We start from the raw sequence: 14,323 nt of genomic DNA, 5'->3' as shown, positions 1-14,323 counted from the left end.
CCGTCGGCTTTTTCCTGCTTGAGGACCACACACCACTATGTCCATGACTCCCCGCGAAATCGTCCATGAACTCAATCGCCATATCATCGGCCAGGACGATGCCAAGCGCGCCGTTGCCATCGCCCTGCGTAACCGCTGGCGCCGGATGCAACTGCCCGAAGAATTGCGCGTTGAAGTAACGCCCAAGAACATCCTGATGATCGGCCCGACCGGTGTCGGCAAGACCGAGATCGCCCGTCGCCTGGCCAAGCTGGCCAACGCGCCGTTCATCAAGGTCGAAGCCACCAAGTTCACCGAAGTTGGCTATGTGGGCCGTGACGTCGAGTCGATCATCCGTGATCTGGCCGACGCCGCCCTGAAGCTGCTGCGCGAACAGGAAATGACCAAGGTCAGCCATCGCGCTGAAGACGCTGCCGAAGAGCGCATCCTCGATGCCCTGCTGCCACCGGCACGTACCGGTTTCAATGAAGACGCTGCTCCCGCCTCGGATTCCAACACGCGCCAGCTGTTCCGCAAGCGCTTGCGTGAAGGCCAGTTGGACGACAAGGAAATCGAGATCGAAGTCGCCGAACACGCTGGCGTCGACATCTCCGCTCCGCCTGGCATGGAAGAAATGACCAGCCAGTTGCAGAACCTGTTTGCCAATATGGGCAAGGGCAAGAAGAAAAACCGCAAGCTCAAGGTCAAGGACGCGCTCAAGCTGGTGCGCGATGAGGAGGCCGGGCGCCTGGTCAACGAGGAAGAACTCAAGGCCAAGGCCCTGGAAGCCGTCGAGCAGCACGGTATCGTGTTTATCGACGAGATCGACAAGGTGGCCAAGCGCGGTAACTCCGGGGGCGTCGATGTGTCCCGCGAAGGCGTACAGCGCGACCTGTTGCCGCTGATCGAAGGCTGCACGGTGAATACCAAGCTGGGCATGGTCAAGACTGACCACATCCTGTTTATCGCGTCTGGTGCGTTCCACCTGAGCAAGCCAAGCGACCTGGTGCCGGAGCTGCAAGGCCGCCTGCCGATTCGCGTGGAACTCAAGGCGCTGACCCCTGGCGATTTCGAGCGCATTCTCAGCGAACCGCACGCCTCGCTCACCGAGCAATACCGCGAGCTGCTGAAGACCGAAGGCCTGGGCATCGAGTTCCTGCCGGACGGTATCAAGCGCCTGGCGGAGATTGCCTGGCAGGTCAACGAGAAGACCGAGAACATTGGCGCCCGTCGCCTGCATACCTTGCTTGAGCGCTTGCTGGAGGAAGTTTCCTTCAGCGCCGGCGACATGGCGGGCGCGCAGAATGGCGTGGCGATCAAGATCGACGCCGACTACGTCAACAGCCACCTGGGCGAATTGGCGCAGAACGAAGACTTGTCTCGTTATATCCTGTAAGCCTCACACAGGAACCGCTCTGCTTTAATGTGGGAGCGGGCTTGCTCGCGAATGCGGTGGGTCAGTTTATGCAACTGTGACTGACCCACCGCATTCGCGAGCAAGCCCGCTCCCACATTTTAAAGCCGGTTCCTTCAGGATCATCCATGAGCGGTTCCCCCAATGTCTAAAATGCCCACCGCCATCAACCTGCACAAAGCCTCCAAGACCCTGTCGCTGACCTACGGGCCGGACGAGGTCTATCACCTGAGTGCCGAACTGCTGCGGGTGCACTCGCCTTCCGCCGAGGTCCAGGGCCACGGCAATCCGATCCTGCAATTCGGCAAGCTCAATGTCGGCCTGACCAAGATCGAACCCGCCGGGCAGTACGCACTGAAATTGACCTTCGATGACGGGCATGACAGCGGACTGTTCACCTGGGACTACCTCTACCAACTCGCCGTACGTCAGGACGCGTTGTGGGCCGACTATCTTGCCGAGCTCAAGGCGGCCGGAAAAACCCGCGACCCGAGCCAGTCCGTCGTCAAGCTGATGCTCTAACTCAGGCTTCTTGCTCATTAGTGGGCATTTTCTAATTTCATCTGCTTGAATGCCCTGTCGTGTGGCCAACGATTGGCCCGCTTGCGCATTAAATAAAACTCGGGTAACCAATGGAATTGGCAAGTTCCCTGCATTTGACGATGTGGTATCAACGGTCACCCGAGCAGCAGTACCAGGCTTGTGTTGTGCCTCGATAGTTGGGGCACAGCGGTACCCGGTACTCGTCTTTCGGACAATGGAGCGTCGTAGATGAGTAATAAGAATAACGATGACTTGAAACGCCAGGCCTCGGAAAACACCCTGGGGCTGAACCCGATCATCGCGTTACGCAAAAAGGATTTATTGGCTTCTGCGCGGATGGTGCTGACCCAGGCCATCAAGCAACCGTTACACAGCGTCAAGCACGTCGCCCACTTTGGCGTCGAATTGAAGAACGTGGTGTTCGGCAAGTCCGAACTTGCCCCGGAAAGCGATGACCGTCGCTTCAACGACCCGGCCTGGAGCCAGAACCCGCTCTACAAGCGCTACCTGCAAACCTATCTGGCGTGGCGCAAGGAATTGCACGACTGGATCGGCGACAGCAACCTGTCGGAACAGGACATCAGCCGCGGGCACTTCGTCATCAACCTGATGACCGAGGCCATGGCGCCAACCAACAGTGCCGCCAACCCGGCCGCCGTCAAACGCTTCTTTGAAACCGGTGGCAAGAGCCTGCTCGATGGCCTCTCGCACCTGGCCAAGGACCTGGTCCATAACGGCGGCATGCCGAGCCAGGTGAACATGGGCGCCTTTGAAGTGGGCAAGAGCCTGGGCACCAGTGAAGGCGCGGTGGTGTTTCGCAATGACGTGCTGGAGTTGATCCAGTACAAACCGATCACCGAGCAGGTGCACGAACGGCCACTGCTGGTGGTGCCGCCGCAGATCAACAAGTTTTATGTATTCGACCTGAGTCCGGACAAGAGCCTGGCGCGCTTTTGCCTGCGCAATAACCAGCAGACCTTTATTGTCAGTTGGCGCAACCCCACCAAGGCCCAGCGCGAATGGGGCCTGTCGACCTACATCGAGGCGCTCAAAGAGGCGGTCGATGTGGTGACCGCGATTACCGGCAGCAAAGACATCAACATGCTCGGCGCCTGCTCGGGAGGCATCACTTGCACCGCGCTGCTGGGCCACTATGCGGCGCTGGGCGAGAAGAAGGTCAACGCCCTGACCTTGCTGGTGAGCGTGCTGGACACCACCCTTGACACCCAGGTGGCCCTGTTCGTCGACGAGCAGACCCTGGAATCAGCCAAGCGCCACTCCTATCAGGCCGGCGTCCTGGAAGGCCGGGACATGGCCAAGGTCTTCGCCTGGATGCGCCCCAATGACCTGATCTGGAATTACTGGGTCAACAACTACCTGCTGGGCAATGAGCCGCCGGTGTTCGACATCCTGTTCTGGAACAACGACACCACGCGCCTGCCCGCGGCCTTCCATGGCGACCTGATCGAGCTGTTCAAGAACAACCCGCTGATACGGGCCAATGCCCTGGAAGTGTGCGGTACACCGATCGATCTCAAGCAGGTGACGGCCGACATCTACTCGCTGGCGGGCACCAACGACCACATCACACCGTGGCAGTCCTGCTACAAGTCGGCGCAATTGTTTGGCGGCAAGGTCGAGTTCGTATTGTCCAGCAGCGGGCATATCCAGAGCATCCTCAACCCGCCCGGCAACCCGAAGGCGCGCTACCAGACCAGCGAGAGCATGGGCGAGAAGGCCTTGGACTGGCAGGAAAACGCCACCAAACATACCGACTCATGGTGGCTGCACTGGCAGGGCTGGATAGGGGAACGCTCGGGCAAGCTAAAGAAAGCACCTACGAGTTTGGGTAACAAGACCTACGCAGCGGCAGAGGCTGCACCCGGCACATACGTTCACGAGCGCTAAGGCAAACACTTTTGCGCGATTGAAATGGGATCAAATGTGGGAACTCGGTCAGGGTGGGAGCGGGCTTGCTCGCGATGCAGGCAACACGGTGTCTCTGTCAGGCCGAGTTGATGCCATCGCGGGCAAGCCCGCTCCCACACAAGCCCGCTCCTACATGGGCCGCATTCCAGCAGTAACACTTCACAGGGTTTGAGCATGCCGCAACCGTTCATCTTCCGTACCATCGACCTGGATGGCCAGACCATCCGCACGGCGGTACGACCGGGCAAGTCTCACTTGACGCCACTGCTGATTTTCAACGGCATCGGCGCCAACCTTGAGCTGGTGTTTCCGTTCGTCCAGGCCCTGGATCCGGACCTGGAAGTGATTGCCTTCGATGTACCCGGTGTCGGCGGCTCGTCGACACCCAGCCGCCCCTATCGCTTTCCCGGCCTGGCCAAGCTCACCGCGCGCATGCTCGATTACCTGGACTACGGCCAGGTCAATGCCGTTGGGGTTTCCTGGGGCGGCGCCCTGGCGCAGCAGTTTGCCTATGACTACCCGGAACGCTGCAAGAAACTGATCCTGGCCGCCACCGCCGCCGGCGCCTTCATGGTGCCGGGCAAGCCAAAAGTGCTGTGGCTGATGGCCAGCCCCCGGCGCTACATCCAACCGTCCCACGTGGTGCGCATCGCGCCAATGATTTATGGCGGCTCGTTCCGCCGGGATTCAAAGCTGGCCGCCGAGCACGCGAGCAAAGTGCGCTCGGCGGGCAAGCTGGGCTACTACTGGCAACTGTTCGCAGGCCTGGGCTGGACCAGCATTCACTGGCTGCACAAGATCAAGCAGCCGACCCTGGTGCTGGCCGGCGACGACGACCCGCTGATCCCGCTGGTCAATATGCGCATGCTGGCCTGGCGCATTCCCAATGCGCAGTTGCACATCATCGACGACGGCCATCTGTTCCTGATTACCCGGGCCGAAGCGGTGGCACCGATCATCATGAAGTTTCTCCAGGAAGAACGCTTGCGTGCGGTGATCCATCCGCAGCCGGCGCCCTACAGCAATACCTGAGCAGTAGCGGGTCAGGACGACCCTTACGCGCAACTTGGCCAGAACCGACTATGGTTCTGAACTGGCGTGCTTGTTGGCGAATTGACGAAGGAGTGTTGACCCATGCGTGACAGACCCGTAAATGTCCCGGCCCCCACACCCGCCGCGTTCATCAATGCACAAAGTGCAATCACCGGCCTGCGCGGCCGGGATCTGCTGTCGACCCTACGCAGTGTCGCGGCCCATGGCTTGCGCAACCCGTTGCACAGCGCCCGCCATGCCCTGGCACTGGGTGGGCAACTGGGTCGGGTGCTATTGGGTGAAACCGTACATGAGCCCAACCCCCACGACAGCCGCTTTGCCGACCCCACCTGGAAACTCAACCCCCTGTACCGGCGCAGCCTGCAAGCCTATTTGAGCTGGCAGAAGCAGACCCGGCACTGGATCGACGACAGCCACTTGAGTGACGACGATCGCGCGCGAGCACACTTTGTCTTCTCGTTGCTCAACGATGCGGTGTCGCCGTCCAACACCCTGCTCAACCCGCTGGCGATCAAGGAGTTGCTCAACTCCGGTGGCAACAGCGTGGTACGCGGCATGGGCAATCTGTTCGATGACGTGCTGCACAACAACGGCCTGCCGCGCCAGGTCAGCAAGCAGGCGTTTGAGGTGGGCAAGACAGTCGCCACCACGCCAGGCTCAGTGGTGTTTCGCAATGAACTGCTGGAGTTGATCCAGTACAAGCCCATGAGCGAAAAACAGTACGCCAAGCCGCTGCTGGTGGTGCCGCCGCAAATCAACAAGTACTACATTTTCGATTTGAGCCCGGCCAACAGCTTCGTGCAGTACGCCCTGAAGAACGGCCTGCAGGTGTTTATGGTCAGTTGGCGCAACCCGGATGTGCGCCATCGCGAATGGGGCCTGTCCACTTATGTGGCGGCGCTGGAAGAGGCGCTGAATATCTGCCGGGCAATCAGCGGCGCCCGTGAAGTGAACCTGATGGGCGCCTGCGCCGGTGGCCTGACCATCGCGGCCCTGCAAGGCCACCTGCAGGCCAAGCGCCAACAACGCCGGGTCGCCAGCGCCACCTACCTGGTCAGCCTGCTGGACAGCCAGATCGACAGCCCCGCCATGCTGTTTGCCGACGAACAGACCCTGGAGGCAGCCAAGCGCCGCTCCTACCAACAAGGGGTGCTGGATGGCCGCGACATGGCCAAGGTCTTCGCCTGGATACGCCCCAACGACCTGATCTGGAACTACTGGATCAACAACTACCTGCTGGGCAAGGAACCACCGGCGTTCGACATCCTGTACTGGAACAACGACAACACCCGCTTGCCGGCGGCCTTGCACGGCGATCTGCTGGACTTCTTCAAGCACAACCCGCTGAGCCATCCCGGTGGCCTGGAAGTGTGTGGTACGCCCATCGATTTGCAGAAAGTCACGGTCGACAGCTTCAGCGTGGCCGGGATCAACGATCACATCACGCCCTGGGACGCGGTCTACCGCTCGACCTTGCTGCTGGGCGGTGAAAAACGCTTCGTGCTCTCCAACAGCGGGCACATCCAGAGCATCCTCAACCCACCGGGCAACCCCAAGGCCAACTTTGTCGAAAACCTCAAGCTGAGCAGCGACCCGCGCGCCTGGTACTACGACGCCAGCCATATCGAGGGCAGTTGGTGGCCGCAGTGGCTTGAGTGGATCCAGCAACGCAGCGGGGTGCAGCGCGAGACCCTGACGGCCCTGGGCAACCAGAACTACCCACCGATGGAGGCGGCGCCCGGCACCTATGTGCGGGTTCGCTGACACCCTGGCCCCTTGAACACTAAGAAGACTGGATGAAAACCCGCGACCGTATCCTTGAATGTGCCCTGCAGTTGTTCAACCAAAAGGGCGAGCCGAATGTTTCAACCATGGAAGTGGCCAATGAAATGGGGATCAGCCCCGGCAACCTCTATTACCACTTCCATGGCAAGGAACCCCTGGTCATCGGGCTGTTCGAGCGCTTCCAGGGCGAACTGGCCCCACTGCTCGACCCACCGGCGCAAGTGCAGTTGGCGCCGGAGGATTACTGGTTGTTCCTGCACTTGATCGTCGAACGCATGGCGCACTATCGGTTCCTGTTCCAGGACCTGTCGAACCTGGCCGGGCGCTTGCCGAAGCTGGCCAAGGGCATTCGCAACCTGCTGACCGCACTCAAGCGCACCCTGGCTTCACTGTTGGCGCGGCTCAAGGCCGAAGGCCAGTTGGTCAGCGAAACCCAGGCCCTGGGCCAACTGGTGGAGCAGATCACCATGACCCTGCTGTTTTCCCTGGATTACCAGCGGATTCTTGATCGCGAGGCTGAGGTGCGAGTCGTGGTCTATCAAGTGATGATGCTGGTGGCCCCGCACCTGTTGATGCCCGCACGCTTGGCGACCGAGCGTTTCGCCCTGCGTTACCTGGATGACCCGGTTTGACGGTCAAGGCCGAACCCCGCCTGTGGAAGGGGCCAGGTTCAGCCTCCCGTCAGGTTATCCCGACTTCCTGAACTGGTGCGTGAACTTGAACAGTTCACTGTCGCTGCTGATTCCCAACTTTCGATAAGCCGATTGTTTTTGTGTACTGATCGTACTTGCACTGCGCGAGAACTTTGCCGCAATTGAGTTCACCGACATACCATCCAAAAAACACCGCAGTACTTCTTGCTCCTTGGGTGAGAGACAAGCGTTCAATTGCAACGGCGTTGCAAAGTCCATTTTCGACTTAATGCTCGCGACTTCAAGCACCGATTGCATGCCTTGCAGGGCTGGCACCATACAAGGTTGCAGGTATATGCGGCCTTGGGCGACGGTGCGAATCGCCGTAATCAACTCCGTCAAGTTCTGGGTTTTACCCAGAATCCCCCAACAGCCGGCTTTCAATGACAGTGAAACCGTGGCCGGCGTGTAGTGCGAACAGACAATCAACGGCCGGCACTGCCTGAAACGCCTGTTCAGCGCCTGGATCAGGCTGATGCCATCGCTGTCCGAGGGGGCCAGGATAAAGTCCATGACCACCACATCCACCGGGCGCCGGGCCAGCGCTTCCAACAACTCCCGCCCCGTCCCGAATGATCCGACCACGTCCAGATCGGTCTCTTTGCTCAAGCCCAGCTCGATGCCCTGGCGGACCATTGCGTGGTCGTCCAGCAGCATGACGGTATAAGGGGTGGCAATTGAAGTAGGCATAAATAGCCTCGCTTAAATGAATGCAGCAGCACATACCTGATCTGTTACTGCAAGCACGGTATACCCGGCCACACACTAGGATCAATACAACACAGCAATAAGTTAGATGCCTACAGCAATTACCTACAGACCATTCTTAGTACTACAGAAAATTCTGAAATTTATTAATTTTGTTTTCGAACAATTACGAGACAAAACTCGCTACTTCTCTATAGATGCAACGCGCGCAAACAGACAAATTAGGGCTCCCCGCCTTTTAAGCACCCAGCGTTTGAAACACTGGCGGGCCACCCCGATGACTCACGACTGGAAACACCATGAAAGGCAACACTGTATCCACGCTTACAGCCGCGCTGGCCTTGACCGCCGCAGTATCACAAGCCGCCCACGCAGCAGATGGCGTTATCAACTTCAGCGGTCTGGTGACCGATGTCACCTGCACGATCGAGGGCGCGGCACCGGGCTCTGGGGCAGTGGTCAAGGACATCAACCTGGGGGGCGTGTCGGCTGCGCGCCTGGCCGTCGCAGGCAATCGCGCCAACCTCACGGGCTTCACCATCCGTATTGGCGCCCCCGGCGAAGGCAGTTGCACCAACGGGCGCACCGCCATGGTGGCCTTTGACCCGACCAGCCCGGCCATTGATGTGGCAACCGGGCGCTTGAACATCGACGGTTACGATAATCCGTCCGACAGCAGCAACGCCAAGAACGTACAGATCGAAGTCACCAACCGCGATGGCACGCCGATCAATCTTTACAGCGAGAAATCCACCGGTGTGGTGATCGCCGACAACCAGGCACTGATCCCCCTGGCTGCGCAAATGTACGCCAGCGCGCCTGCCACCGAAGGCAAGGTCAATACCCGTGTCGGCTTTTTGATCGAGTACGCCGAGTAAGGGCGCAACCAGCCTTGCCAGTGCCGACCTGCGTGAATCGCGCAGCTCGGTACTGGCTGATGCGAAGAGATTTCAGACGATGAAAACAACAAACTGCCGGGTGCTGCTCGCCTGTGCCTGCTGCTTATTATTGCTGCTGCCCCCGCCATCCCATGCCGGGGTGATTGTTCACGGCACACGGGTGATCTACCCCGCGCAACAGCAGGAGGTGGTGGTGCGCCTGGAGAACAAAGGGACACGTCCCGCGCTGGTGCAAGCCTGGCTGGACGCCGGTGATCGGCATTCGCCCCCCGCGGCGGCGAAAACCCCGTTCACCCTGTCGCCACCGATCTTGCGCATCGAGCCCTACCAGCAACAGGCGATACGCCTGCGGTACACCGGCGAGCCGATAGCCGAGGACCGCGAAAGCCTGTTCTGGCTCAACGTGCTGGAAGTGCCGCCGCTTGCCACCGACGCGATGCAAAAGAACCAGATTGAATTGTCATTCCGCACCCGCTTGCGCGTCTTTCTGCGCCCACAAGCACTGCCTTACCCGGTCGACAGCGCGCCGGCAAAACTGCAATGGCAACTGCTGGCCCACGAACAAGGCCTGGCCCTGCAAGCCAGCAACCCGACGCCGTACCATATTTCGCTTGCCTCGATCGAGTTGTTGAGCGATGGCCAACGCTTCAGTAAAGCGCCGAACAAAGCCGCCGATGACAGCCTGCTGCTACCGGGTGGAGGCGTGAAGGTGTTTGCACTCCCCCTGCTACGCCAGCGCCCCCACGGCGAGGCCAAAGTGGAGTTCACCACGGTCAGCGATTTTGGCGCCCGCGTACGCCATTCCGTTGACCTTGGCCCTACGCCCGCCAAGCGAGTCACGCCATGAGTGCGACCAACCGCTTCATGACGTTAACCGTTGCGCTGTTGAGCAGCGCCGCCGTGCAAGCGAGCGTTATCGTCAACAGCACCCGCATTGTCTATCCACAGAACGACAATGAAGTGACCGTCCGGCTTGAGAGCAAGAACCAGGCCCCGGTACTGGTCCAGGCGTGGCTGGACAGCGGCGATGAACAATCCACCCCGGACGTGGCCACCGCACCGTTTGTGGTCATCCCGCCGATCTTTCGCATGGAGCCGGGCAAGCAACAGGTTGTGCGCCTGGCTTATACCGGCCAGGACCTGCCCTCGGCCCAGGAAGGCCTGTTCTGGTTCAACCTGCTGGAGGTGCCCTCACAGCGCCAGGGCGCTGCACAGAGCAATCAGTTTCAGTTGGCTTTCCGCTCGCGCATCAAGCTGTTCCTGCGCCCGGCCAACCTGCCCTACGGAGTCGAGGCCGCGCCCGGCAAGCTGCAGTGGCAGCGCGTGGCCACCGAGCAGGGCCAGGCTCTGGACGTGTTCAATCCAAGCCCTTACCACGTGACCTTCGAACAGATCCGCGTGCAGGTGGCAGAGCAGCAGCACGTGCGCGAACCCGCGGCCTCGGGTGTTGAAAACATGGTGATACCCGGTGGCCGCCTGCGCTTCGCCTTACCTCGGCTCACCGCGCCTTTGAACAGCTGCGCGACTGTGGCGTTTGAGACATTGGATGATTTCGGGGCAAAGGTGCGGCACACCACCGAGGTCTGTCCATGATGGGCCAATGACGGCATCGGTAATGGGAGCTGTGGGGGGCTTTGTTGGGGCTGCTTCGCAGCCCAGCGCGGGCGATGCGGCGTGCCGACAAGCCCGCTCGCCACAGTAAGCCCGCTGGCCACAGCAGGCGCCGCGCGATATGGGGCGGCGCGGATTAATTCTTCAACACATGCCTTCGCTGAATGCCCATTGCCCGGGGTAGGGACGCCCTATGCCGGGATTTGGACAGCACTTGCCTTTGAGAATCGTAGATATGAGTTTCAACACCCTGGTGCCTAGCCTGCTGCTGAGCGGCGCCTATGCCATGGCCGCCTACAGTGCCGAACATGTCGAGTTCAACCCGGCCTTCTTCGCCGGTGCAGCGGCGGGTTTGCAGGTCGATATTGCCAAGTTCAACCAGGGTAACGTGGTGCTGCCCGGCAGTTACCGCACCGAGGTACACCTCAACGGGCAATGGATCGGACGCGAAACCTTGACCTTCGTCGCACTCGACGGCCAGCGTAGCGCCCAGGTCTGCCTGGAGCGTGATGCGCTGCAGCGGTTTGGCATCGACCTGGGCAGCGCCGCATTTGCCCCCTGCGCCGATATCGCCACTTATCTGCCTGGCGCCAGCGGCCAATTTGACCCAGGCGAAAACCGCCTGGACCTGCAGGTGCCACAGGTTTACCTGGCTCGCCAGGCGCGGGGCTACATCGACCCACGGCACTGGGACAGCGGCATCGATGCCGCCTTTGTGCGCTACAACGCCAATACCTTCAGCACCCAGGCCGGCGGGCGCTCACAGGGCTCGATGTACCTGGGCCTCAACACCGGGCTCAATCTGGGTGATTGGCACTGGCGTCACGACGCCAGTTACAGCCACTCCAACAATGCCAGCGGCTATCAAAGCAACGCCACCTATGTGCAGCGCGAGCTGAGCGCGTGGCAATCACAGTTGATGGTGGGCGAAATCTACACACCGGGGGAGCTGTTCGACAGCGTGCGCCTGCGCGGTGCCAGTGTGTCGAGTGATGACCGCATGCTGCCGGACTCCCTGACCGGTTTTGCGCCCGTGGTGCGCGGCGTCGCCGAGACCAACGCCCGCGTCAGCGTGCGCCAGCGCGGCGTGTTGTTGGACGAAGTCTCCGTCGCGCCTGGCCCCTTTGTGCTCAAGGACTTTTCCCCGACCGGCTATGGCGGCGACCTGAGCGTGACGATCACCGAAGCCGACGGGCGCCAGCGCGCGTTCATCGTGCCGTTCGCCGCCAATGCCAACCTGCTGCGTCCCGGCTATCACCGCCACTCGTTGAGTGTCGGTCAACTTGATGAAATCGGCCTGCGGCATCCGCCCAGCCTGGTGCAGGCCACTTATCAGCATGGCCTGAACAATCTGCTGACCGGCTACACCGGCGCCATGATGGGTGACGACTACCAATCGCAGTTGCTGGGCACGGCATTCAATACGCCATGGGGTGCGCTGTCTGTCGACCTGACCCATTCAAATGCCCATCTGCCGGGTCACGGCTCCCGTGACGGGCAGAGCGTACAACTGCGCTACAGCAAGAACTTCGCAGATACCGGCACCCACTTTGCCCTTGGCGCTTACCGTTACTCCACCACCGGTTTCCTGAGCCTGGGCGACGCTGCGCGCATTCGCGACCTCGCCATCGACGGGCTGAACCTGGACGACGTGACCCGCCTGCGCGCCCGCACGGACCTGAGCCTGAGCCAGGGCGTGGGCAGCGGTTCGGTGTACCTGACAGGTTCTGCACAAAACTACTGGAACCGCGCGCAGGGCAACCTGACGTTCACGGCGGGGTACAGCAGCACCTGGAAAGGCCTTCACTACACCGTCAGCGCCCAACGCAGCCGTGACGTGCTCAGTGAAAGGGTCACTCAGCAAGTAGACGTCACCTTGAGCCTGCCACTGGGCAGCGGCGCCCGCTCGCCAACCTTGACTACCACGGCCTACCGCGGCGACCAAGGCAGCGGTGAGCGGATCAGCCTGGGCGGCAGCCTGGGCGAACACAGTCAACTGAGCTACAGCGTCAGCCGCAGCCGGGCCCAGGGCAGCGGCAGCACCACCAGCGCCGACGCGAAATACCAGACAAACCATGGCGTGCTGTCTGCCGGTTATGGCCAGAGCGACGCCTACCGCTCGACCTCCCTGGGCATGACCGGGGGCATTGTCGCCCACTCGGGCGGGGTGATTTTTGCCCCCGAACTGGGCGATACCCTGGGCATCGTCCAAGCCCCCGACGCCCAGGGCGCGCAAATCAATGGTCACCACCGTTCGCAAGTCACCGACAGCGGCTTTGCCGTGGTGCCCCACCTGACGCCCTACCGCCAGAACATCGTCGAACTGGACCCCAAGGACCTGCCCGTCGATGTCGAGCTCAAGACGGCCTCGCAGAATGTGGCGCCCCGCGCCGGTTCGGTGGTCAAGCTGCAATTCGGCACGATCAGCGGTCAGGCCTTATTGATCACGGCACCGCGCCAGGACCGCAGCCCGCTGCCGTTCGGTGCCGATGTGTTCGACGAGGACGGTGCCAGCGTCGGGGTTGTCGGCCAGGGCGGCAAAGCGTTTGTCCGCGTGGCCCGCCCGTTGGGCCAATTGACCGTCAGGTGGGGCGCCGACGCCAGCACCGCGTGCCAGTTGCACTACGACGTGAACGCCCAGGCGCAGGCGGCTGGCACCCAGCGGCTGCGTCATCTGCACGCAGGCACCTGCCGGGGCGATGCAGCCAACGCCGCGTTGTAGACAGCCACGCACACGCCCTATTTCCCAGCGCAGGACAGACGATGAAACACCCCATCAAACTCATTGCAACACTGCTGATGTCCGGCCTCTCGAGTGCCGCGCACGCCGCGTGCGACCGGTATCAGAACGACACACTGACCCTCAACATGCCCGCCACTGTCACCGTACCGGCCAGTCTCCCGGTGGGTGCCGAAATTTTCAGTGGTACCTTCAGCGGCACAGCGCAGGCCTTCACCACGAACTGCCCCACCTTGACACTGTTGACGATCACCGGGCGCTACCAGACCAAAGACCCCGGCTACCCAGCGGCCTATCGCACCGAAGCGCCAGGTGTGGGCGTACGTCTGAGACTCACGAATGCCGCAGGCATCGATTATCCGTTCGCATTGCATAACCAGCAGAGCAGATTCTCAGGACAAGTCCACAGCTTCACCGGCGCGACGCTGAAGTTCTATAAAACCGGGCCGGTCACCGACGGCACCCTCCCGGCCGGGGCCATCCGGGTGAACCGGATGGACAACACCCCGGAGAGTTTCACCCTGCTGCTCGGCAACGCCGTGCGTTTTGTCAGCCCTGCTGCCACCTGCGACCTGGCAACCGGGGACGTCAACCGCACCATTGCACTCGATCCGGTCAAGGTCAGTACTTTGCAAAACGCCACCTTCGCCGGCGCCCGCGACTTCGAGCTCACTGCGATCTGCCAGGATGCCTCCCAGGTCACTTTCCGTTTTTCCGGCGCTCCCGCCGGGGGCAACAACGCCCTCTTCGCCAATACCGGCACTGCCGGCGGCGTCGCACTGTGGCTGTATTCGCGGATCAATGGCGCAGTCCAGAACATCAACGCCGACGGCACCAGCGACACGCGCACGGTGGAGGTTTCCGGCGATCGCGCAGTCCTGCCGCTGGGCGCGGCTTATCACGCAAACGGCACGGTCAGCCAAGGCACCCTCCTCAGCACCGCTACCGTCAACATCACCTACAACTGAAT

General features: G+C 61.2%; 12 protein-coding genes. 11 read left to right on the top strand and 1 reads right to left on the bottom strand.

Going from position 1 to position 14,323, the window contains the following annotated elements; all coding sequences use genetic code 11:
- The first annotated feature begins 37 nt into the window (after window positions 1-37).
- The 6 genes from hslU (at window position 38) to HKK57_RS11255 (ending at window position 7,335) form a co-directional block, all read left to right on the top strand.
- Complete coding sequence (gene hslU, locus HKK57_RS11280) at window positions 38-1,375, top strand: ATP-dependent protease ATPase subunit HslU (protein ID WP_029296041.1); 1,338 nt, start codon at window positions 38-40, stop codon at window positions 1,373-1,375.
- A 162-nt stretch (window positions 1,376-1,537) separates the two neighbouring features.
- The gene (locus tag HKK57_RS11275) at window positions 1,538-1,915 is read left to right on the top strand and encodes a gamma-butyrobetaine hydroxylase-like domain-containing protein (protein ID WP_029296039.1); all 378 of its coding nucleotides are present in this window, start codon (window positions 1,538-1,540) and stop codon (window positions 1,913-1,915) included.
- Between the two features lie 249 nt (window positions 1,916-2,164).
- On the top strand, window positions 2,165-3,844 hold the full coding sequence (gene phaC / locus HKK57_RS11270; protein ID WP_029296037.1) for a class II poly(R)-hydroxyalkanoic acid synthase: 1,680 nt from the start codon (window positions 2,165-2,167) through the stop codon (window positions 3,842-3,844).
- Window positions 3,845-4,039: 195 nt separating this feature from the next.
- Window positions 4,040-4,897, top strand: a complete 858-nt coding sequence (gene phaZ / locus HKK57_RS11265) for a poly(3-hydroxyalkanoate) depolymerase (RefSeq protein WP_029296035.1) — start codon at window positions 4,040-4,042, stop codon at window positions 4,895-4,897.
- 102 nt (window positions 4,898-4,999) lie between these two features.
- On the top strand, window positions 5,000-6,682 hold the full coding sequence (gene phaC, locus HKK57_RS11260; protein ID WP_169390172.1) for a class II poly(R)-hydroxyalkanoic acid synthase: 1,683 nt from the start codon (window positions 5,000-5,002) through the stop codon (window positions 6,680-6,682).
- 32 nt (window positions 6,683-6,714) lie between these two features.
- Window positions 6,715-7,335: a TetR/AcrR family transcriptional regulator gene (locus tag HKK57_RS11255; protein WP_029296031.1), complete on the top strand. Its 621-nt coding sequence runs from the start codon at window positions 6,715-6,717 to the stop codon at window positions 7,333-7,335.
- A gap of 54 nt (window positions 7,336-7,389) precedes the next feature.
- Here the strand turns inward: HKK57_RS11255 and HKK57_RS11250 are convergent, their stop codons facing one another.
- Complete coding sequence (locus HKK57_RS11250; RefSeq protein WP_070996228.1) at window positions 7,390-8,052, bottom strand: response regulator transcription factor; 663 nt, start codon at window positions 8,050-8,052, stop codon at window positions 7,390-7,392.
- 350 nt (window positions 8,053-8,402) lie between these two features.
- On the opposite strand from HKK57_RS11250, the gene HKK57_RS11245 reads away from it, so the two are divergent.
- The 5 genes from HKK57_RS11245 (at window position 8,403) to HKK57_RS11225 (ending at window position 14,321) form a co-directional block, all read left to right on the top strand.
- The gene (locus HKK57_RS11245; protein WP_169390171.1) at window positions 8,403-8,981 is read left to right on the top strand and encodes a fimbrial protein; all 579 of its coding nucleotides are present in this window, start codon (window positions 8,403-8,405) and stop codon (window positions 8,979-8,981) included.
- 79 nt (window positions 8,982-9,060) lie between these two features.
- The gene (locus HKK57_RS11240) at window positions 9,061-9,849 is read left to right on the top strand and encodes a fimbria/pilus periplasmic chaperone (RefSeq protein ID WP_169390170.1); all 789 of its coding nucleotides are present in this window, start codon (window positions 9,061-9,063) and stop codon (window positions 9,847-9,849) included.
- A complete protein-coding gene (locus HKK57_RS11235) occupies window positions 9,846-10,595 on the top strand; it encodes a fimbrial biogenesis chaperone (protein WP_237150395.1) in 750 nt (249 codons plus the stop codon). The genes HKK57_RS11240 and HKK57_RS11235 overlap by 4 nt, the downstream gene beginning before the upstream one ends.
- Before the next feature lie 253 nt (window positions 10,596-10,848).
- Window positions 10,849-13,335, top strand: a complete 2,487-nt coding sequence (locus HKK57_RS11230) for a fimbria/pilus outer membrane usher protein (protein ID WP_169390169.1) — start codon at window positions 10,849-10,851, stop codon at window positions 13,333-13,335.
- Window positions 13,336-13,376: 41 nt separating this feature from the next.
- The gene (locus HKK57_RS11225) at window positions 13,377-14,321 is read left to right on the top strand and encodes a fimbrial protein (RefSeq protein ID WP_169390168.1); all 945 of its coding nucleotides are present in this window, start codon (window positions 13,377-13,379) and stop codon (window positions 14,319-14,321) included.
- Window positions 14,322-14,323: the final 2 nt, after the last annotated feature.

The organism is Pseudomonas sp. ADAK21, from assembly GCF_012935735.1.
Classification (GTDB): Bacteria; Pseudomonadota; Gammaproteobacteria; order Pseudomonadales; family Pseudomonadaceae; genus Aquipseudomonas; species Aquipseudomonas proteolytica.
Note: the sequence above shows the minus strand (reverse complement) of the source record. Positions and strands in the feature narration are given on the sequence as shown.

Excerpts from the sequence above, each read along its gene's own strand:
- hslU (WP_029296041.1), top strand. The coding sequence starts at position 38 with ATGTCCATGACTCCCCGCGAAATCGTCCATGAACTCAATCGCCATATC.
- HKK57_RS11275 (WP_029296039.1), top strand. The coding sequence starts at position 1,538 with ATGTCTAAAATGCCCACCGCCATCAACCTGCACAAAGCCTCCAAGACC.
- phaC (WP_029296037.1), top strand. The coding sequence starts at position 2,165 with ATGAGTAATAAGAATAACGATGACTTGAAACGCCAGGCCTCGGAAAAC.
- phaZ (WP_029296035.1), top strand. The coding sequence starts at position 4,040 with ATGCCGCAACCGTTCATCTTCCGTACCATCGACCTGGATGGCCAGACC.
- phaC (WP_169390172.1), top strand. The coding sequence starts at position 5,000 with ATGCGTGACAGACCCGTAAATGTCCCGGCCCCCACACCCGCCGCGTTC.
- HKK57_RS11255 (WP_029296031.1), top strand. The coding sequence starts at position 6,715 with ATGAAAACCCGCGACCGTATCCTTGAATGTGCCCTGCAGTTGTTCAAC.
- HKK57_RS11250 (WP_070996228.1), bottom strand. The coding sequence starts at position 8,052 with ATGCTGCTGGACGACCACGCAATGGTCCGCCAGGGCATCGAGCTGGGC.
- HKK57_RS11245 (WP_169390171.1), top strand. The coding sequence starts at position 8,403 with ATGAAAGGCAACACTGTATCCACGCTTACAGCCGCGCTGGCCTTGACC.
- HKK57_RS11240 (WP_169390170.1), top strand. The coding sequence starts at position 9,061 with ATGAAAACAACAAACTGCCGGGTGCTGCTCGCCTGTGCCTGCTGCTTA.
- HKK57_RS11235 (WP_237150395.1), top strand. The coding sequence starts at position 9,846 with ATGAGTGCGACCAACCGCTTCATGACGTTAACCGTTGCGCTGTTGAGC.
- HKK57_RS11230 (WP_169390169.1), top strand. The coding sequence starts at position 10,849 with ATGAGTTTCAACACCCTGGTGCCTAGCCTGCTGCTGAGCGGCGCCTAT.
- HKK57_RS11225 (WP_169390168.1), top strand. The coding sequence starts at position 13,377 with ATGAAACACCCCATCAAACTCATTGCAACACTGCTGATGTCCGGCCTC.